Source organism: Rhizobium leguminosarum (assembly GCF_004123835.1).
GTDB lineage: Bacteria > Pseudomonadota > Alphaproteobacteria > Rhizobiales > Rhizobiaceae > Rhizobium > Rhizobium leguminosarum_M.
Genome location: NZ_MZMU01000019.1, coordinates 95,972 through 116,285, shown reverse-complemented (window position 1 = coordinate 116,285; position 20,314 = coordinate 95,972). Strand labels below are relative to the sequence as shown.

The window sequence follows — 20,314 nt, the reverse complement described above, 5'->3', positions numbered from 1 at the left end:
CCCTGAAAACGATACGGGCGAGAACCGAAGTTACCGCCCGATTTACTCGACAAAGGAAGGTTGAATTCCGTTTATTCCGCCGCGAGCCGGATGACCTCCGCCTCTTCTTCCTTGTGTTCGTCCGGCTTGTGCTGGATGAGCGGACGGTTGCCCGTCAGCCGCCGCAGCAGCACGTAGAATACCGGCGTCATGAAGATGCCGAAGAAGGTCACGCCGATCATGCCCGAGAAGACCGCGACACCCATGGCCGCGCGCATTTCCGCGCCGGCGCCGGTAGAGACGACGAGCGGCACGACACCCATGATGAAGGCCAGCGAAGTCATGAGGATCGGGCGAAGGCGAAGGCGGCTGGCCTCGATTGCGGCCTCCCGCGGTGTCCTTCCCTCGAACTCCAGTTCGCGGGCGAATTCCACGATCAGGATCGCGTTCTTCGCTGATAGACCCACAAGCACCACGAGACCGATCTGGGTGAAGATGTTGTTGTCCCCACCGGTGAGCCAGACGCCGGTCAGCGCGGCCAGCACGCCCATCGGCACGATCATGATGATCGCAAGCGGCAGCGTCAGGCTTTCATACTGGGCGGCCAATACCAGGAAGACGAGCAACAGTGCCAGGGGGAAGACGACGATGCTCGAATTGCCGGCCAGGATCTGCTGATAAGTCAGATCCGTCCATTCGAAGTCGATGCCCGCAGGCAGGGTCTCGTGAAGGATCTTCTCGATTGCCGCCTGCGCCTGACCCGACGAGAAGCCCGGTGCCGGACCGCCGTTGATATCGGCGGCAAGGAAGCCGTTGTAGCGGTTCGCCCGTTCCGGACCGGTGCTCGGCTCCACCTTCAAAAGGGCCGAAAGCGGGATCATCTCACCCGATGCCGACCGGACCTTCAACTGGCCGATATCTTCCGGCTGGGCGCGGAATTTCGCATCGGCCTGCACACGGACGCTGTAGGTGCGGCCGAAGGCGTTGAAGTCGTTCACATAGAGCGAGCCGAGATAGATCTGCAGCGTCTGGAAGACGTCGGTGACGGAAACCCCGAGCTGCTCGGCCTTGGCACGGTCGAGATCGGCATAGAGCTGCGGCACGTTGATCTGGAAGCTGGAGAACAGCCCGGCCAGCTCAGGCGTCTGGTAGGCTTTTGCAAGCACGGCCTTGGTCGCCTCGTCGAGCGCCTGGTTGCCGAGGCCGGCACGATCCTCGATCTGCAGCTTAAAACCGCCCGTCGTGCCGAGACCATTGACCGGCGGCGGCGGGAACATGGCGATGAAGGCATCCTGGATGACGCCGAACTTCTGGTTCAGCGCCATGGCGATTGCGCCGCCCGAGAGATCGGGCGTCTTGCGCTCTTCGAAGTCCTTCAGCGTCACGAAGACGATGCCGGCATTCGAGGAGTTGGTGAAGCCGTTGATCGACAGGCCCGGGAAGGCAATCGCATTGGCAACGCCCGGCTGCGCCAGCGCGATGTCGGTCATGCGCTTGATGACGTCTTCCGTGCGGTCGAGGCTTGCGGCATCCGGCAACTGGGCAAAGCCGATCAGATACTGCTTGTCCTGCGACGGCACGAAGCCGCCGGGGACCGTGCTGAACAGGCTGTAGGTCGCACCGACCAGCGCCAGATAGATCACCATGACGATGCTCTTGCGCGACAACAGCCCGCCAACGCCCTTGCCGTAGGCATTCGAGCCCGCGCCGAAGACACGGTTGAAGCCGCGGAAGAACCAGCCGAAGATAGCGTCCATGAACCGCGTCAGCCAGTCCTTCGGCTGATCATGGCTCTTCAGGAGAAGGGCTGCCAGCGCCGGAGACAGCGTGAGCGAGTTGAAGGCCGAGATGACGGTCGATATCGCGATCGTCAGCGCGAACTGGCGGTAGAACTGACCCGACAGACCGGAGATGAAGGCAAGCGGCACGAAGACCGCGACGAGGACCAGCGCGATCGCGACGATCGGACCGGAGACTTCCCTCATCGCCTTGTAGGTGGCAGCCCGCGGCGACAGGCCTTCCTCGATATTGCGCTCGACGTTTTCGACCACCACGATCGCGTCGTCGACGACGATACCGATCGCAAGCACCAGTCCGAACAGACTGAGCGCGTTGATCGAGAAGCCGAAGACATACATGACCGCGAAAGTGCCGATGATCGAGACGGGAACGGCGATCAGCGGGATGATCGAGGCGCGCCACGTCTGCAGGAACAGGATGACGACGAGGACGACGAGCGCGATGGCTTCGAGCAGCGTGTCGATGACCTTCTCGATCGAGGCCCGCACGAATTTCGTCGTATCGTAGACGATCTCGTATTTGACGCCCTCAGGCATGGCGAGCTGCAGCTGATCCATGGTCGCGTTCACATTGTCCGCGATCTCGATCGCGTTCGAACCCGGCGCCTGAAGAACGGCGACGGCGACGGCCGGCTTGCCGTCGAGCAGCGAACGCAGCGTGTAGTCCGCAGCACCGAGCTCGATGCGGGCGACATCGCGAAGGCGGGTGATCTCGCCATTGGCGCCCGTCTTGACGATGATGTTGCCGAACTCCTCGGGCGTGCGCAGGCGGCCCTGGGCATTGACGTTGAGCTGCAGGTCCACACCGGGCTGGCTCGGCGATGCGCCGATGATACCGGCGGCGGCCTGGATGTTCTGGGAACTGATCGCGCTGCTGATGTCGCTGGCGGCAAGATTGTGTTCGGCGGCCTTCTGAGGGTCGATCCAGACACGCATGGAATAGTCGCCGGCGCCGAAGACCTGCACCTGACCGACGCCTGCGATGCGGGCGAGCCGATCCTTGACGTTCAAGGTCGCGTAATTGCGAAGATAGGTGATGTCGTGACTGTTCCCGTCGGAGACGAGGTTGACGACCATGATGAAGTTGGGTGAACTCTTGACCGTCGTGATGCCGAGCGAACGGACTTCCGCCGGCAGGCGCGGTTCGGCCTGCGAAACGCGGTTCTGTACGAGCTGCTGCGCCTTGTCGGGGTCGGTGCCGAGCTTGAAGGTGACGGTGACGTTGAGCACGCCGTCCGATGTCGCTTGGCTGGCCATATAGAGCATGCCTTCGACGCCGTTGATCTGCTCTTCGAGCGGCGTCGCCACCGTTTCGGCGATGACGCTTGGGTTGGCGCCAGGATAGGTGGCGCGCACGACGATCGACGGCGGCACGACCTCCGGATATTCGGAAATCGGCAGCGCGCGCAGGCCGATCAGGCCGGCAACCAGGATGAGGACCGAAAGAACGCCGGCAAAGACCGGGCGGTCGACAAAGAATCTGGAGATGTTCATATCAAAGCCCTCTCCGGGGTGAACATGGATGCAAAGTCCCTCTCCGGCGGTTTGGGAGCCGCCGGCGGGTCGTATCATTTCGAGTATGGCCCTCCCCTCAGGGGAAGGCGAAAGTCTTTACTGCGCGGTCGCGACCTTCTCTTCCATCTGAGGCGCGACGACTGCGCCTGGACGGATGCGCTGCAGACCGTTGACGACGATCTTCTCGCCGACGTTCAGGCCGCCTTCGACCACCCGCTGACCGTCAGTCACTGTGCCGAGCTGGACCTGCCGATAGGCGACCTTGTTCTCGCCATCGACGACGAAGACGAACTTCTTGTCCTGGTCTGTGCCGACGGCGCGGTCACTGATGACGATCTTGTTCTCGGCCTTCGGCTGGCCCATGCGCACCCGCACGAACTGGCCGGGGATGAGACGCCCGCCCGGATTATCGAAGACGGCGCGAACGCCGATCGTGCCGCTGGCCGCATCGACCTCGTTGTCGATCAGTTGCAGCTTGCCCTTGATCGGCGTGCCGCTGTCGGTCAGTGTGCCGACCTCGACCGGGATCTGCTCGACGGGAGGCAGGGCGCTGTCCGTCTGCGGAAGCTGGGCGAGCGCCCGCGTCACCATCTCTTCGCTGGCATTGAAGCTCGCATAGATCGGATCGACCGAAACGAGCGTCGTCAGCGCCGGCGAGGCCGACCCGGCCGCGACGAGGTTACCGGCGGTCACCTCGATCTTGCCGATGCGGCCGGACACTGGAGCCCGCACCTCGGTGTAATCGAGATCGAGCTGAGCCGACTGCAGTGCGGCTTGCGCCGAACGCAGGCCCGCCTGAGCCTCGGCCAGCGCACTCTGGCGCTGATCGAGATCGCTCTGGGAGATGGTGCGGTTGTCGGAAAGCCTGCGGCCGCGATCGAGTTCGGTCTGCGCCAGGCTGACCTTGGCTTCGGCCGAAGCGACCTGGCCTTGCGCCTGCGCCACGCTCGCCTGGTAGGGAGCCGGGTCGATGGTGAAGAGCAGGTCGCCCTGCTTGACCAGCGCCCCTTCGCGGAACGCCACCGAAAGGATGGCGCCGGCGACACGGGAACGCACCTGCACCCGGTCGACCGCTTCGAGACGGCCGGAGAAACTTTCCCAGGCCGTCACGTCGCGCGCCGCGACGACGGCAACCGTCACCGGCACAGCGGGAGCCTGCGCGGGGGCGGAAGCGGCCGTGGCGGTCGTGCTCATCGGCAATTCGAAAAACAATGCAGCGCCGGAAATGGACGCAACAAGGCCTATGCCGGCGCCCATCAGGGCCCAGCGCTTACTTCTGGACGTCATCAGTACTCTCCTTGCGGCTCTAAGCCGCTGAAATATCAGGTCTTCTTCAATGCAATTGCGGTTGAACGCTTACCTCCCGAAGGAAGCTTCCGAAATGGCGGCTGACGTTTTCCTGCCAGTCGGGCGCTCCGTCGGATTTCCCACCATAAATCGAGGGCCAGCCCGTCCCGGCGGGAAGGACATGCTGGCGCACACCGACGCCGGCCTGTTTCAGGCGGACACCGTAACCAATCGTTTCGTCGTGCAGAGGATCGTCCTCCGCGGTGAATATCAGCGCCGGCGCGACGCCTGAAATACGCGAACAGAGGCAAGGCGCCGCATAAGGGTGGCAACCGCCGCCGCTCAGATAGTGGCTCCAACCTTCCGTCCAGCGCTGGCGCATGCCGATGGCTTCAGCCTTGCGGATCGAGGAGGTGCCCATGAAGGGATCGAGCAGCGGCGAAATCAGCACCTGGCCGTCGAGCGCGTCCGGCATTTGGTCGCGCGCCTTCAGCGCCACGCCGGCGGCAACATTGCCGCCCGCCTCTTCGCCGGCGACGAAGAGCAGCGACTTGCGGTCGCCGAGACCGGCGCGTTTGTTGGCGAGATAAGTGAAAACGGAGAAGGAAACTTCCAGCGCCTTTGGAAATAGATTGCCGGAAAGGCTGCTGTAATCGGCGGCAACCACGATGGCGCCGGCCTTGGCGAGGCTCATCGCCACCGGTCGGTCGACGTGTCTGTCGCTATCCAGAAACGCGCCGCCATGCAGGTAAAGCACGATCGGCGGACCCTTGCCGTAATCGGCGCCCTGGTAGATGCGTGCGGAAACGGGGCCGATGGCCACCTTATCCAGCATCATATCTTTCCATTCCACCGTCATGCTTCCGGTCTCTTCTGTGTCGGCGACAAGCAGACAACACCTGCCGCTTGCATTTTGTACAAAAAAGATATTGTTATTCCAACCAAGGAATAAGAAGCTATAACGCGATAACACTGTTCCAGATCTCGAACAATGGTGCAACGCAAACTGCGGATTTGAAACCGATGGATCAGCTCTCGGCAATGCGCGTCTTCATTCGCGTCGTGGAGACGGGCAATTTCACCCGCGCCGCCGACATGCTCGCTATGCCCAAGGCGACGGTGACCAATCTCATCCAGGGCCTGGAAGCGCATCTGCGCACCAAGCTTTTGAATCGGACCACGCGCCGGGTCATGGTGACCACCGACGGCGCGCTTTATTACGAACGCGCCGCCCAGATCATTTCGGAACTCGAGGAGCTCGATGGCAGCCTTTCCAATTCACAGAGCTTGCCGAGCGGACGGCTGCGTGTCGAGATGGCCGGCGCTTTCGCCGATTGGATTGTGGTTCCGGCACTTTGCGATTTCTATCAGCGTTATCCCGATATCCGTATCGACCTCGGTGTCGGCGACCGCACGGTCGATTATCTTGCAGAAAATGTCGATTGCGCGCTGCGGGCCGGCACGCCTGCCGACCAGTCGCTGATTGCGCGGCGCGTCTCCGAAGTCGAGATGATCACCTGTGCTTCGCCGGGCTACATCCAGAAATTCGGCATGCCCGAGCGGCCAGAGGATCTGGAGGCGGATCATTACACCGTCAACTATTTCCGCGCCCAGAACAACCGGACGCTGCCCTTCGAATTTCGCCGGCACAACGAGGTGATCGAGACCAGTCCGCGTTACATCGCCTCGGTCAACGATAGCCGCACCTATCTGACGGCTGCGCTGACAGGCCTCGGCATCGCGCAGGTACCGATCTTCATGGCGCGCGAGCCGATGGCAAAGGGCGAACTTGTCCGCGTGCTGCCAGACTGGCGTCGCGATCCGCTGCCGCTCTATGTCGTCTATCCGCCGAACCGCCACCTCAGCAACAAGGTCCGCGTCTTCGTCGACTGGCTGGTGAAACTTCTGGTCGAGGCAAGACTGAACGACGGTTGAGCGCCAAGACAAATACGGCCCGGAAGGCAGGGGAAACCTTCGACGGGCCGCAATCTGCAACTTTGAACATCAAGCCTGTCGCACCGTAGCAAGAGCGCGGCAGGCTCTGGAGGTTCGCAAAGAGAGCGGCAGGGATTTCCACTCTCTCGCGATAAAGCAGATATACGCACTCCCCGCAGGATTATAAGGGAAAATTCCGCAATCGCGTTCACATATTTGCGATGACGGCTTGGCTCCTGTCTTCCCGCGCGGTCGTTCCCGCGGCGGTGGCGAACCGGGTTTCAATCCCCGACGGCCGGCTTCAGCAAGTCCTCGAGGCCGATGCGGCGGAACAGTTCCGCCCGCACACGGTCGGCGACGCTGTTGACGATCTCCGCGCCGTCCTCGGACGGATCGATATGGACGCGGAATGGCCGGGTGCCAAACGGCTTGCCGACGACATCGACGATGGCCGCGGCAACCGCGCCGGCATCGGCGTCGGCAGGTTCGAGCGCTGCCAGGCCCCGCAGCGCCTGTTCCGGCACACCCTTGTAGGGTCCTTCATTGTATTCGGCGGCGCGGGCCGTATCATCGGGCGAGCCGGAATGGGCAAAATGGTTGGTGCCCTTGGTGAAGGCGCCGGGCACGATGATCGAGGTCTCGATGCCCCAGCGGGTAAGCTCGCCGGCATAGGAGACGGCAAGTGAATTCATCGCCGCCTTAGCGGCGAAATAGGGCGAGAGGTAGGGAGGCGTGCCGCCGCGGCTGCTCGACGACGATACCCACACCACCAGGCCCTTGCCCTGCTTGCGCAGATAGGGGAGTGCCGCGCGGTTGACGCGCTGGGTGGAGAGCACGTTGATGTCGAAGAGCTCGGCGAACTGTTCCGGCGTGAAAGCTTCGGCCGGACCGAAGGACATATGGCCGGCATTGTGAATGATGACATCGAGGCGACCCTCATCGGCGATGATCCTGGCGATACCTGATACAACCGACGCGTCGGAGGCGACATCGAGTTCGACCGAGCGCAGATCGACATTGTTCTCCTTGGCGAATTCAGCCGCATCGGCGACGGCGGCAGCGTTGCGGCTTTCCGTGGCACGCATGCCGGCATAGACGGTGTGGCCGGCCTTGGCGAGCGCACGGGCGGTGAGAGCGCCGAAACCGCTGGAAGCGCCGGTTATGACGATGACTTGCTTGCTCATGATCCTATTCCTTCTGGATTCGATTGGCTGATTGAGGAATGAAAATTTGAATGAGCGGCGGCCGGAAGCCGCCGATTTCGTCAGATCACGCCGCCATTGGCGCGCAGCGTCTGGCCGTTGATCCAGCCGCCGTCCGGGCCGGCGAGGAAGGCAACCGCAGAAGCGATGTCTTCCGGTGTGCCGAGGCGTTCCAGCGGGTTCATTTTCGCCGTACGGGCGATGAGTTCGTCCGACTTGCCGTTAAGGAAAAGCTCGGTGGCGACAGGACCGGGCGCGACGGCGTTGACGGTGATGTTGCGGCCACGCATCTCCTTGGCCATGATCGCCGTCAGCGTTTCCACCGCAGCCTTGGTAGCGGCATAGACGCCGTAGGTTTCGAGCTTCAGGCCAACGACGGATGTCGAAAAGTTGACCACCCGGCCGCCGTCGCGCAGACGCCTGGCTGCCTCGCGCAGCGTATTGAAGGTGCCCTTGAGGTTGACGCTGATCTGGCGATCGAAGTTGGCGTCATCGGCCTCGGCAAGCGAAGAGAGCATCATGATGCCGGCATTGTTGACGAGCACGTCGACGCCGCCGAAAGCGGTCTCCGCTGCATCGAACATGCGGCGGACGGCTTCCGCATCGCTGACATCGGCCTTCGCCGTCAGCGCCTTGCCGCCGGCCTGCTCGATCTTCTTTGCCAGTTCCTCGGCCGGAGCGGCATTGCCAGAGTAATTGATGACGACGGTGAAACCGTCCTTGGCGAGACGCTCGGCGACCGCTGCGCCGATGCCGCGGGACGAGCCGGTCACCAATGCGACCTTGTTTTCGTTGGAAGCCATTATCCTTCTCCTTCATTCTGCGCCGCAGCGCGTTTTCGATGAGGAGAAGATGCGCTCTTTCCTTTTGCGGATAATCAAGCATTATTCGGCATCACTATCCGGAGATGTCGAACAAAAAGATGGACAGATTTGACGCCATGCGGGTGTTTTGCCGTGTCGTGGAACGCCGCAGCTTCACCCTTGCCGCCGAAGACACCGGTCTGCCGCGCTCGACTGTCACCGATGCGGTCAAGGGGCTGGAAGCCCGCCTCGGCGTGCGCCTGCTCCAGCGCACGACGCGCCATGTCAGTCCGACGCTTGATGGCGAAGCCTATTACCAACGCTGCCTGTCGATCCTCGCCGATATCGAGGAAGCTGAAGGCGCTTTTGCCGGCGCCAAGCCGAAGGGCATGCTGCGTGTCGACGTGCATGGCACACTCGCCCGCCATTTCGTGCTGCCGAGCCTGCCGTCCTTCCTGGAGACCTATCCGGAGATCGAATTCTACATGAGCGAGGGCGATCGGCTGGTCGATCTCGTGCGTGAGGGCATCGATTGCGTGCTGCGCGTCGGCACGCCGCAAGACAGCGACATGGTTGCTCGGCGTGTCGCCATGCTCGATGAGGTGACACTCGCCTCCCCCGCCTATATCACCCGCCACGGGCTGCCGCAGCATCCCGACCGGCTTGCCGGCCATCGCATGGTCGGTTTCCACTCCAGCGGCACCGGCAGCCTGCTGCCGCTCGAATTCACCGTCCGCGGCACGGTGCGTGACATCACCATTCCCGCCACCGTCGCGGTCAACGCCGCCGAAAGCTATATTTCAGCGGCAAGGATGGGCCTCGGTATGATCCAGATCCCACGCTATCACGCCGAAGAAGATCTTGCCGCGGGAACGCTGGTCCAGATACTGCAGGATTTTCCGCTGACCCCGACCCCGGTTTCCCTGCTCTACCCCCGCAACCGCCAGCTTTCGCCGCGCGTGCGCGTCTTCATCGACTGGCTGGTGAAGGTCTTTGCTCGACAAAATTCCGAAAACGCGCTTCACTAAATTGCGCCTTGCTAATATGAGCGCCCTCGGAGAGCGGCCATGGCACTCAACGATATCACCGTCTACCAGACGGAAGACGGCTTCGTCGTCGAATTCGGCGGCGAAGGCGAAGACAGCATTGCCGTGACGCTGCGGAGCACACCTGAACTGACCTCGGAAAACGCCGTCTTGCGGGCCAAGGCCCTGCTTGCCGCAGCCATCGAACCTGCCCATAGCGACGGCGCGCGCAGCAAGGACCCTGCTTTGCTTGAAGAAGAGCTGGAGGAGGGTCTGGAAGATTCCTTCCCGGCGAGCGATCCGGTCTCGGTCACCGTCTCCTCCATCCCGATGCGCGATCCGAATGCCGGCCGCTGATGTCTCCGGCCGCAAACATGAAGCTGTTTCGGGGTGACGGCGAGCGCGCTGAATGTTATCTGCGTCGGCCATGACCGATGGTGGAACGATATCGGGTGCGATCGGCACCGGCACGCTCACCGGCGAAAGCCTCAGGAAATTTTTCGAGCGCGATGCTATTACCGTGTCTCGCGACCTGCTCGGCTGCCACCTGACGGTGGATGGCGTCGGCGGACGCATCACCGAGACCGAAGCCTATTTCCCCGACGACGAGGCCTCGCACAGCTTTCGCGGCCCGACCAAGCGCAACGGCGCCATGTACGGCAAGCCGGGCAACGTCTACATCTACCGCATCTACGGCATGTACTGGTGCCTGAATTTCGTCTGCCATCCGGGCTCGGCCGTGCTGATCCGCGCGCTGGAACCGGAAACGGGAATTTCTGCGATGATCGAACGGCGCGGCACCGATATGCTGACAGCGCTCTGCAGCGGCCCCGGCAAGCTCTGCCAGGCGCTCGGCATCGATATCGCGATTAATGACCGGCTGCTTGATCGCCCGCCCTATGCGATTGCGGTGTCGGCACCCGTGCCGATCGTCTCGGGAAAACGCATCGGCATCACGAAAAATTCCGATGCACCATGGCGCTTCGGCGTTCAGGGATCGCGTTATCTCAGCAAGCCGTTCCGCTAGCAATTCCAGGAAAAGTGCGAAGCGGTTTTTCCAGGCAAAGCGCGAAGCGCTTTTGCCGGGAATTGCGTGAACGCCTCGACTTTATTCCATCACCGCGCTGTGGTCGACGGCGGGGGCTGCCTTCGGCTTGCGCAGCAGCAGCACCAGCGGAATGACCGCAAGCGACATCAGCATCAGCAGCTTGAAATCGTCCATATAGGCGATGATCGTCGCTTGCAGCGTGATGATCTCGTTGAGCGAAGCGCGGCCGGCCGCCGTCACCGGGCTGAGCCCCTGCGCAGCCACCGCATTGAAGGCGTGGTTGAACGGCGTCACATAGGCCGCGATCGATTCATGATTGCTCTGCGTGTTCTCGACGATCAGCGCCGACACGATCGAGATGCCGACCGCCGAGCCGATGTTTCGCGACAGGTTGTAGAGACCGGTGCCGTCGCCGCGCATATGGGCGGGCAGCGTGGAAAAAGCGATCGTTGTCAGCGGCACGAACAGAAAGCCAAGGCCGGCGCCCTGGATGAAGCCGACCGAGATGATCGTCCATTGCGAGACGTCGGGTGTCCAGCCGGTCATGTCGTACATCGCCCACGCGGTGAGCCCCAAGCCGAGCGCCAGCAACGCGCGCGTATCGACTTTGCCGACCAGCCGCCCGACGATGAACATGCAGAGCATGGTGCCGAGCCCGCGCGGCCCCATGACGATGCCGGCGGTGATGACGGGATAGCCCATCAGCGTCTGCAGATAGGGCGTCATCAGCGCCAGTGAGGCGAGATAGGTGATGCCGACCACGAAGATGAAGATCATGCTGATCGAGAAATTCTGGTCGAGGAACAGCTTCGGGTTCACGAAGGATTTCTCCGCCGTCAGCGTATGCACGATCAGCAGATAGAAGGCTGAGGCGCAGATCAGCGCCTCGACGACGATCTCGCCCGAGGAGAACCAGTCGAGCTGCTCGCCGCGGTCGAGGAAGAGCTGCAGCGCGGCGATGCCGAGGCTCATCATCCCGAAGCCGAACCAGTCCAGTTTGGCGAGCAGATCCCTCTTGGTCTCGGTGACGAAGACGACGATGCCCATGAAAGCCAGCGCGCCGATCGGCACGTTGATATAAAACACCCAGCGCCAGCTGATATTGTCGGTCAGCCAGCCGCCGATGACAGGCCCAAGCACCGGCCCGACCATGACCGAGACGCCGAAAAGGGCCATGGCCGAGCCGCGCTCCTCGACCGTATAGATGTCCAGGAGGATGCCCTGGGAAAGCGGCACCAGCGATGCCCCGAACAAGCCTTGCAGCAGGCGGAAGGCGACGATCTGGTTCAGCGATTGCGCCAGGCCGCAGAGAACGGAGGCCGCCACGAAGCCGGCGATGGCGACGAGCAGCACGCGTTTGCGGCCGAACTTGGCGGCGAGGAAGCCCGACGGCGGCGTCATGATTGCCGCTGCGACAATATAGGAAGTCAGCACCCAGTTGATCTGGTCGGCAGAGGCCGACACGCTGCCCTGGATATAGGGCAGCGCCACGTTGGCGATCGTCGTGTCCAGCGCCTGCATGATGACGGCGAGGATGACGCAGGCCGTGATCGCACCGCGATTGGCAATCGGCGTCGCCGGAGAAGCGGAAGCGTTACTCATGATCCTTGCCCTGAGGCCGACCCAGAAGCTTGTTGACGAAATCAGGCAGGTCGCGGGCATGGCCGGTCTCGACATCGACCACCGTGCTCATGCCGACGCGCAGCGGCGGCTTGCCGTCGGTGTCCTCGATGCTGACGCGCATCGGAATGCGCTGGACGACCTTCACCCAGTTGCCCGTGGTGTTCTGCGCCGGCAGCAGCGAGAAGCTGGAGCCGGAGGCCGGGCTGATGCTCTCGACCTTGCCCTTCCATGTCACGCCGGGATAGGTGTCGACATAGATCTCGGCCGTCTGGCCGGGCTTGACATAGGTGAGCTCGGTTTCCTTGGGGCTGGCGGCGATCCACAGATGATCGGTGGCAACAAGCGAGAAGGCCTGCTGCGAAGCCTGCAGGTAGGACCCCACCTGCAGCGCGTTGACATTGGTGACGATGCCGTCGAACGGCGCCTTGACGACACTGTGGTCGAGTTCGCGCTGGGCACTGTCGACATTCGACTTGGCCTGCAGGTAGAGCGGGTTTTCCTCGGCCGGCTGGTCGGCATTGCCGCCGAGCTGGGCGAGTGTCGTTGCGGCTTCCGCCTTGGCGACTGCAACCTTCTGCTGCGCGGCTTCCAGATTGTGCTTGGCTTCGTCATAGGCCGACTGCGTCGCGCTGCCGTTGTTGACGAGGTTCTGCTGCCGATCAAACTGATCCTGATAATAGGGCAGGTCGGCTTGCGCCTGCGTGATCTCGGCAAGCGACTGCTGATAGCTGGCCTTGAGATTCATGATCTGATTGCGCTGCGCGCCCAGTTGCGCCTTGGCGCCATCAAGCGCGATCTTGAAAGAATCCGACCGCAGGCTGAAGAGCACCTGTCCCGCCTTGACCGCCTCGTTCTCATGCACATTGATCTGGTCGACGATGCCCGAGACATCGGTAGTGAGCCCGACCATGTCGGCCTGGATATAGGCGTTGTCGGTCGACATCACCTGGCCGCCATTGACGTAATAATAACCGCCGACGACGAGTGCCACCGGCAGCAAGGCAAACAGGATCGGCCGCGTGAGACTGCGCCGGCGGCGGACCTTGTTGCCGCCAGGCGCAGCCACGGCGGCAGCCGGCGCTGAATTGGATGAAGGCGCTTCGGCTACCGTTTCCTGCTGTTTCGCTTCGTTGTCTTCGACAGGAGTCTCGGTCTTGGTCTTGGCATTCGCGTCGGCAACGACGCGGAGGGGGAATTGATCAGCCATCGTTCGTCTCATTCTCGTCAACCGGGCTCCGGCATGCCTGAACCAGGTTCGTCTTCATTATGGATAGGATGTGGAAAAGCTGCTCGCGCTGCTCGACCGAGACGCCTTGAAGCGCTTCCGCGCGGGTGGTGTCGCCGAGCTCGCGCATTTCGGCGAGCAGCGGGTGCGCCTCGTCGCGCATGTAGAGCAGCCAGATGCGCCGGTCCGTCGGGTGCTGGCGGCGCTCGATCAGCCCGCGTTCGGCGAGCTTGTCGAGAATGCGCACCAGCGTGATCGGCTCGACTTCGAGGATTTCGGCAAGGCCGCCTTGATGGATGCCTTCGTTATTCGAGAGATAGGCAAGCGTCTGCCATTGCGACCGGGTCAACCCAAGGCACTTCGCGCGCTGCTCGAACCGCTTGCGCAGCAGCCGTGCGACGTCGTGGAGAAGGAAACCGAGGGTCGGAGTGGCGTTCATGAAAACCTATGACCGTTATTTATAAGCATACTTATAATATCGGTAGATATATTGAGCATGCGCACCGCACAAGAGCATGGACGGCAGATTTCAGCAATGGCGGCTAAAATGCCGCAGACCGGGTCAAGCATATCCTGCAGCTTCTCCTTTCGGCGCTTACAAGCGCCAGACGGTAGCCGCAGCCAAGCTCCGCCCTAATTCTGCGGCAGGAACAGCCTCCGCCGGAGGCGCGCGTTGGGGAGCTCGATGGCGTTCTTCGAAAGCATGCTGACGCTGCTGCTGGTGGCGATCGTCTTTCTGCAATTCTCCAGGAAGTTCCGGATCCCCTATCCGACAATGCTGGCGATCGCGGGCGTCATCGTCGCGGCCGTGCCCTGGGCGCCCGAGGTTTCAATCGATCCCGAGCTTGCGCTGGCGCTGCTGATCGCGCCCGTGCTTTTCGACGCCGCCTATGATCTGCCGCCGAGGACATTGAGACGCAACTGGCTGCCGCTGTTCTCGCTCGCCGCCATCGCCGTGATCGTGACGGCCGCAGCCGTCGCCACCGTCAGCGTGACGATGGCCGGCCTGCCGCTTGCCGCAGCCGTCGCACTCGGCGCCATCGTCGCGCCGCCGGATGCGGCCGCCGCCACCGCCATGCTCGACCGCTTCACCCTGCCGCGCCAGACCTATGTGATCCTGAAGGGTGAAAGCCTCCTGAACGACGCCGTCGCGCTGCTGATCTTCAGCGCCGCGGTGGCAGCCGCCGCAAGTCCCACATTCTTCGCCGGCGCCCTGGCAGAGTTGGCGCTCGCCGTGCCTGGTGGCCTCATCCTCGGTTATCTCTTGGGCCGTCTCTACATGGTCGTCGGCCTGAGGCTCGCCGGCACGCTTGGCGGCACGCTGCTCGAATTCGTCGCCACTTTCGGCACGTGGATCATCGCCGAGCGGCTGCACCTTTCGGCAATTCTGGCGATCGTCGTCTATGCGATGGTGATCGCCCGCTACATGCCCGAGCGGCAGACGGCCCGCCACCGCATTCATTCCTATTCGGTCTGGGAAGCCGCTGTCTTTCTGCTCAACGTGCTCGCCTTCCTGCTGATGGGACTGCAGGCCCGTCAAATCGTCCTCGACCTCGATCCCGGCCGCCTGAATTTCGCGATCACCCTTGCCGTTGCGGTCTTCGTCACCGTCATCGTCGTCCGCCTGGCCTGGGTGCTCTTCTATAACCGCATCATCAACTTTCTCGCCGCGCGCGGACGCACGACGCAAGCCGTTCCGACCTTCGCGACCAGCCTGCTTGCCGGCTGGTGCGGCATGCGCGGCCTCGTCACGCTGGCGACCGCGCTCGCTTTGCCGATCGATTTTCCCGATCGCGATATCATCCTGCTCAGCGCGCTCGCCGTCGTTCTCGGCACGCTCATCGTCCAGGGCCTGACGCTCGGGCCGCTGATCCGTTTCCTGAAATTCGATCCGGACACCTCCCTGGACCGCGACCTCGCCAGAGCCCGCGTCACGTTGATCGATGCGGCCCTTGCCGAGCTCGCTGGCGGCGAGGACAAATCCACCCGCATCCTGCGCGACGTCTACACCTCCGAGCGCGAAATCGCCGCTGACGGGAAACACCCGCGCGAGGTCAGCAGGCTCGACAAGCAGCGCCGCAACGTCATCGTCGCGAAACGCCGCAGATTGGCTGCGATGCGCCGCGCCGGCGAGATCGACGATGATGTCTTTCACATGCTGGAACAGGAACTCGACTGGGCCGAACTCGCCGCCCTGCCGCCCGGCAGAGACGAGATCGTCGAGAGCTGACGCCGTCTGTGACGTTTTGATGGATTCCAGAACCGCAGCCAATTGGCGTTTGCAATTTTTCTCCGCTGCCGTTTATAGTCCAATTCCATAGGGTTACGATTTTTCTGATCGGCATTGCCTGCCGGCCCTCCTTTCCAAGGGATCGGATGCCGGAGAAATCACGGGGGCCAGAGGCCCTCGTTCAAAGCAGCAAGACATGAAAAGCAGCACTTCATCTTAGGTTTGGCGGCAGGGAAATCGACCGTCGAGATTGGAGGACCGGTATGACTTACGCGCTTCGACAGATGGTGGTGCTTGGCTGTATCGCCGCATTCATGCCCCTCCCCGCGCTGGCCCAGAGTGCCCCGCCGGCGCCACCCGTCACCGTCGCCAAGCCGGTCGTTCGCGATGTCGTCGACAGCGACGAGTTTATCGGCCGGTTCGAGCCGGTCGACGAAGTCTCCGTTCGCTCGCGCGTCGGTGGTTACCTGCAGGAAATCCATTTCCAGGACGGCGCATTGGTCAAGCAGGGCGACCTGCTCTTCGTCATCGACCAGCGGCCATTCGTAACCGCGCTCAATCAGGCAAAGGCGACACTCGAATCGGCGCAATCCGCCCTGGTCTTTGCCGATGCGCAATATAAGCGCACGCAATCGCTTGCTTCGAGCGGTAGCCAGTCGGCCCAGACGCTGGATGATCGCCGCCGCGAATTCGATTCGGCTGAGGCCAATGTCCGCGGCGCACAGGCCGCAGCCGACCGCGCCTCTCTCGACATGGAATATACCGAGATCAAGGCGCCGCTCAGCGGCCGCATTGACCGCCGGCTGATTTCGGCCGGCAACCTCGTGCAGACCGACCAGACTGTGCTCACCACGATCGTTTCGCTTGATCCGATCGATTTCTATTTCGACGTCGATGAACGCCGCCTGCTGAATTTCGCCGACACGGCGCGCAAACTGGGCAAGGATCTCCAACAGGGCGGTGGCGGTCTGGATGTCTCCGTCACGATCTCGGATCCCAATGCCAAACCATTCAAGGGAAAGCTCGATTTCGCCGAGAACCGGGTCGACAATGAGAGCGGCACCATTCGTCTGCGTGCCCGCTTCCCCAACCCCGATCTCGTCCTTCAGCCCGGCCTCTTCGGTCGCATACAGGTCGAAGCCTCCAATACCTACCAGGCCATTCTCGTCCCCGACGAGGCAATCGGCTCGGACCAGAATGAGCGCGTCGTCTATGTCGTCGCCGAAGACGGCACGGTGTCGACCAAGCCCGTGAGACCCGGACCGCGTCTCTACGGCTACCGCGTCATACGCGAGGGCCTCGACGGCACCGAGACGATCATCGTCAACGGACTGATGCGCGCCCGGCCGGGCGCAAAGATCACGCCTCAGATGACCGAACTGCCGCAGGAGCGGCAGGACGCTCCGCCGGAAACCGCCGGCGCGGAGAGCGGACAATGAGATTTGCTCATTTTTTCGTGGACCGGCCGATCTTTGCGGCCGTCATCTCGATCCTTTTTCTCGTCGTCGGCAGCATTGCCTACACGCAATTGCCGGTTTCCCAGTATCCCGAGATAGCGCCGCCGACCATCGTCGTGCGCACCTCTTATCCGGGTGCCGACCCGCAGACGATCGCCGATACCGTTTCGACGCCGCTCGAACAACAGATCAACGGCGTCGAAGACATGCTTTATATGTCTTCTTACTCCAGCGCCGACGGCGCCATGTCGCTGACGATCACCTTCAAGCTCGGCACCGATCTCGACAAGGTCCAGGTGCTGGTCCAGAACCGCGTTTCCATCGCCCTTCCCCGTCTTCCCGAGGAAGTCCAGCGGCTTGGCGTCACCACCGACAAAAGCTCACCCGACCTGATGATGGTGGTGCACCTGCTGTCGCCGTCGCATCGCTACGACCAGCTTTACGTCTCGAACTACGCCCGCAACCGCATCCGCGACGTTCTCGTTCGCCTTGACGGCGTCGGCGACGTGCAGCTCTTCGGCGAGCGCCAGTATTCGATGCGAATCTGGCTGGACCCGGAAAAGCTCTCCGCCTACGGGATGACATCCGATGACGTCGTCGCCGCGCTGAGAGACCAGAACGTCCAGGTGTCGGGAGGCAAGATCGGGGCCCCGCCCGTGACCGGCAAGAATGCGTTCGAATATACGGTACGAACGGACGGACGCTTCTCCGACGTGCGCGAATTCCGCTACGTCATTGTCAAATCGACGACATCGGGTCGGCTCGTCCAGTTGCAGGATGTCGCCCGCATCGAGCTCGGCGCACAGGATTACGTCACCAACAGTTATCTCAACAACGATCCCGCGGTTGCTCTCGGCATCTTCGCCCGGCCGGGAACCAACGCCCTGGACACCGCCCATCAGGTCCAGACGATCATGAAGGACCTTTCGCAGAATTTTCCTCAAGGGTTGGAATATCGCATCGTCTACGACACGACCGAATTCATCTCGGACTCGATCACCGAGGTCTATCGAACCATCGCCGAAGCTGCCATCCTGGTGGCGATTGTCGTTCTCGTCTTCCTGCAATCCTGGCGAACCGCGATCATTCCCATCATTGCCATCCCGGTATCGCTGATCGGCACCTTCGCCGTTCTGCTGGCGTTCGGCTTCTCGCTCAACATGCTCACGCTGTTCGGCCTCGTGCTGGCAATCGGTATCGTCGTCGACGACGCGATCGTGGTGGTGGAAAACGTCGAGCGCAATCTGGCGCGCGGGATGACGCCGAAACAGGCGTCCCATGTCACGATGGACGAAGTCGGAACCGCCGTCGTCGCCATCTCCCTGGTGCTGATCGCCGTGTTCGTGCCGACAGCCTTCATTCCAGGCATCTCAGGACAGTTCTACAGGCAGTTCGCGGTCACGATCTCCGTCACCACTGCAATTTCCGCATTGAACTCGCTCACACTGTCGCCCGCGCTGGCAGGCATATTGCTGAAAACCCATGACCATGAAACCAAGCGTACGAATGTCGCATCCCGTCTGGGAAGAGGGCTGGCAGACGGCTTCAATCATGGATTCGATCGGCTGAGTTCCGGCTATTCATGGACCGTTCGGCATCTGGTCAGCAGCTGGATTGGCTTGACAGCCGCGATGGTCACCTTCGTCTGCCTGCTCGGAGCGACCTGGTACATGGGCACGAAAGTTCCCGCGGGCTTTATCCCGACCATGGACCAGGGCTACGCCATCATCGTCATTCAGCTACCGGACGGCGCGTCGCTCGCGCGTACCGATGCCGTCGTCAAACAGGTGGGCGATATCGCCCGCACCGTGCCCGGCGTCGGCAATGCCGTGCAATTTGCCGGCTTCAGCGGGGCCACGTTCACCAATGCCTCGAATGCCGGCGTCGTCTTCGTGCCGTTCAAATCCTTTGCCGAACGTGAAGAAGGTGGCGAGAACGCCAACAAGATCATCGGCGAGCTTTACGGAAAGCTGCAAAGCATCCAGGAAGCCTTCATCATTGCCATTCCACCGCCATCCGTGCGTGGCGTCGGCAATTCCGGCGGCTTCAAGATGCAGATATCCGATCTCGAAAACGCCGATATGACCCGCGTGCTCGGCCTCGCCAGGCAGATGATGGGTGCGGCGGCAACGACCGAGGGGCTGACCGGCGTCTTTACGACATTCTCCGATGCCAGCCCGCAATACTTCCTGGCGATCGACCGCGACAAGGCACGCTTCCTAAATGTGCCGATCCCCAATATCTTCAACGCCCTTTCCATCAATCTCGGCGTCGCCTACGTCAACGATTTCAATGCGTTCGGTCGCGTCTACCAAGTTCGCGCCCAGGCCGACCGGCAATACCGCATGGACCGGGAAGACATACTCGCCCTGAAGGTCCGCTCGGCCACCGGCGCGCTGGTTCCGCTCGGAACCTTGATGGACATCCAGGATGCCAGCGGCCCTGCCCTTGTCCAGCGCTACAACATGTACGTCTCGGTGCCGCTTCAGGGCAATCCGACGCCAGGCACGTCGACGGGCGATGCCATCGCCAAGATGGAAGCGCTGGCGGCGAAGATCCTGCCGCAAGGGACGACCTTCGAATGGACGGAACTCGCCTATCAGGAGACCCACACCGGCAACACCGCCATCTACATCTTCGCCCTGTCCGTCGTCTTCGTCTTCCTGGCGCTGGCGGCACAATATGAAAGCTGGGTTCTGCCGCTCGCGATCATTCTCATCGTCCCGCTTGCGGTGCTCGCGGCGCTGATCGGGGTCTCGCTGAGGGGAATGGACAACAACGTCCTGACGCAGATCGGCCTGATCGTCCTGATCGGTCTTGCGGCCAAGAACGCCATTCTGATCGTCGAGTTCGCCAGGCAGGCCGAAGATGAGGGCAAGTCGCCGGTGGAGGCGGCTATCGAGGCCAGCCATCTTCGCCTGCGCCCAATCCTGATGACCGCGTTCGCCTTCATCTTCGGTGTTCTGCCGCTTGCTATCGCCACCGGCCCCGGCGCCGAAATGCGCCAGTCGCTCGGCACCGCCGTCTTCTCGGGTATGCTCGGCGTGACAATCTTCGGTCTGTTCCTGACGCCGGTCTTCTACGTCGTGCTGCGCGGCTGGCGCCGTAACCGGCCGGTTGAGAAGTTGGTCGAGGCCGTCCCGACCGAGAGAGAGACCGTCTGATCGGCTTCGCGACGAGGCCTGC

Annotated in this window: 15 protein-coding genes; 7 read left to right on the top strand and 8 right to left on the bottom strand. The window is 62.3% G+C overall.

The features are described 5' to 3' along the window. Positions 1-71: 71 nt before the first annotated feature. From B5P46_RS27395 to B5P46_RS27385, 3 genes are all read right to left on the bottom strand, one after another. The gene (locus B5P46_RS27395) at positions 72-3,272 is read right to left on the bottom strand and encodes an efflux RND transporter permease subunit (protein ID WP_129421489.1); all 3,201 of its coding nucleotides are present in this window, start codon (positions 3,270-3,272) and stop codon (positions 72-74) included. Positions 3,273-3,389: 117 nt separating this feature from the next. After that, positions 3,390-4,580, bottom strand: a complete 1,191-nt coding sequence (locus tag B5P46_RS27390; protein ID WP_129421488.1) for an efflux RND transporter periplasmic adaptor subunit — start codon at positions 4,578-4,580, stop codon at positions 3,390-3,392. Positions 4,581-4,626: 46 nt separating this feature from the next. Beyond that, positions 4,627-5,439, bottom strand: a complete 813-nt coding sequence (locus tag B5P46_RS27385; protein WP_129421487.1) for an alpha/beta hydrolase fold domain-containing protein — start codon at positions 5,437-5,439, stop codon at positions 4,627-4,629. 164 nt (positions 5,440-5,603) lie between these two features. Between B5P46_RS27385 and B5P46_RS27380 the strand changes: the two genes are divergently transcribed. Further along, positions 5,604-6,515, top strand: coding sequence for a LysR family transcriptional regulator (locus B5P46_RS27380; RefSeq protein ID WP_129421486.1), 912 nt, complete (start codon positions 5,604-5,606; stop codon positions 6,513-6,515). A 281-nt stretch (positions 6,516-6,796) separates the two neighbouring features. Here the strand turns inward: B5P46_RS27380 and B5P46_RS27375 are convergent, their stop codons facing one another. After that, a complete protein-coding gene (locus tag B5P46_RS27375) occupies positions 6,797-7,699 on the bottom strand; it encodes an SDR family oxidoreductase (protein ID WP_129421485.1) in 903 nt (300 codons plus the stop codon). Between the two features lie 80 nt (positions 7,700-7,779). Continuing rightward, a complete protein-coding gene (locus tag B5P46_RS27370) occupies positions 7,780-8,520 on the bottom strand; it encodes an SDR family oxidoreductase (protein ID WP_129421484.1) in 741 nt (246 codons plus the stop codon). 119 nt (positions 8,521-8,639) lie between these two features. Here B5P46_RS27370 and B5P46_RS27365 point away from each other — a divergent pair, with 119 nt between their 5' ends. From B5P46_RS27365 to B5P46_RS27355, 3 genes are read left to right on the top strand one after another with little or no spacing between them, the layout of a single operon-like run. Further along, positions 8,640-9,548 (top strand): LysR family transcriptional regulator, encoded by a 909-nt coding sequence (locus tag B5P46_RS27365; RefSeq protein WP_129421483.1) that lies wholly within the window; start codon positions 8,640-8,642, stop codon positions 9,546-9,548. A gap of 39 nt (positions 9,549-9,587) precedes the next feature. After that, complete coding sequence (locus B5P46_RS27360) at positions 9,588-9,902, top strand: hypothetical protein (RefSeq protein ID WP_129421482.1); 315 nt, start codon at positions 9,588-9,590, stop codon at positions 9,900-9,902. Positions 9,903-9,954: 52 nt separating this feature from the next. After that, the gene (locus B5P46_RS27355; RefSeq protein ID WP_129421481.1) at positions 9,955-10,572 is read left to right on the top strand and encodes a DNA-3-methyladenine glycosylase; all 618 of its coding nucleotides are present in this window, start codon (positions 9,955-9,957) and stop codon (positions 10,570-10,572) included. An 81-nt stretch (positions 10,573-10,653) separates the two neighbouring features. Here B5P46_RS27355 and B5P46_RS27350 read toward each other — a convergent pair whose 3' ends face one another. The 3 genes from B5P46_RS27350 to B5P46_RS27340 are packed head-to-tail and all read right to left on the bottom strand — an operon-like array spanning position 10,654 to position 13,880. Continuing rightward, the gene (locus B5P46_RS27350; RefSeq protein WP_129421480.1) at positions 10,654-12,195 is read right to left on the bottom strand and encodes a DHA2 family efflux MFS transporter permease subunit; all 1,542 of its coding nucleotides are present in this window, start codon (positions 12,193-12,195) and stop codon (positions 10,654-10,656) included. Further along, a complete protein-coding gene (locus B5P46_RS27345; protein WP_129421479.1) occupies positions 12,188-13,423 on the bottom strand; it encodes an HlyD family secretion protein in 1,236 nt (411 codons plus the stop codon). The genes B5P46_RS27350 and B5P46_RS27345 overlap by 8 nt, the downstream gene beginning before the upstream one ends. Beyond that, a complete protein-coding gene (locus B5P46_RS27340) occupies positions 13,416-13,880 on the bottom strand; it encodes a MarR family winged helix-turn-helix transcriptional regulator (protein ID WP_129421478.1) in 465 nt (154 codons plus the stop codon). The genes B5P46_RS27345 and B5P46_RS27340 overlap by 8 nt, the downstream gene beginning before the upstream one ends. 246 nt (positions 13,881-14,126) lie before the next feature. Between B5P46_RS27340 and B5P46_RS27335 the strand changes: the two genes are divergently transcribed. The 3 genes from B5P46_RS27335 to B5P46_RS27325 all read left to right on the top strand — a co-directional run bounded on the left by B5P46_RS27335 (position 14,127) and on the right by B5P46_RS27325 (position 20,292). Then, a complete protein-coding gene (locus tag B5P46_RS27335) occupies positions 14,127-15,671 on the top strand; it encodes a cation:proton antiporter (RefSeq protein ID WP_129421477.1) in 1,545 nt (514 codons plus the stop codon). Between the two features lie 263 nt (positions 15,672-15,934). Next, positions 15,935-17,110, top strand: coding sequence for an efflux RND transporter periplasmic adaptor subunit (locus B5P46_RS27330; RefSeq protein ID WP_129421476.1), 1,176 nt, complete (start codon positions 15,935-15,937; stop codon positions 17,108-17,110). Continuing rightward, the gene (locus B5P46_RS27325; RefSeq protein ID WP_129421475.1) at positions 17,107-20,292 is read left to right on the top strand and encodes an efflux RND transporter permease subunit; all 3,186 of its coding nucleotides are present in this window, start codon (positions 17,107-17,109) and stop codon (positions 20,290-20,292) included. Before B5P46_RS27330 ends, B5P46_RS27325 begins: the two co-directional genes overlap by 4 nt. Positions 20,293-20,314: the final 22 nt, after the last annotated feature.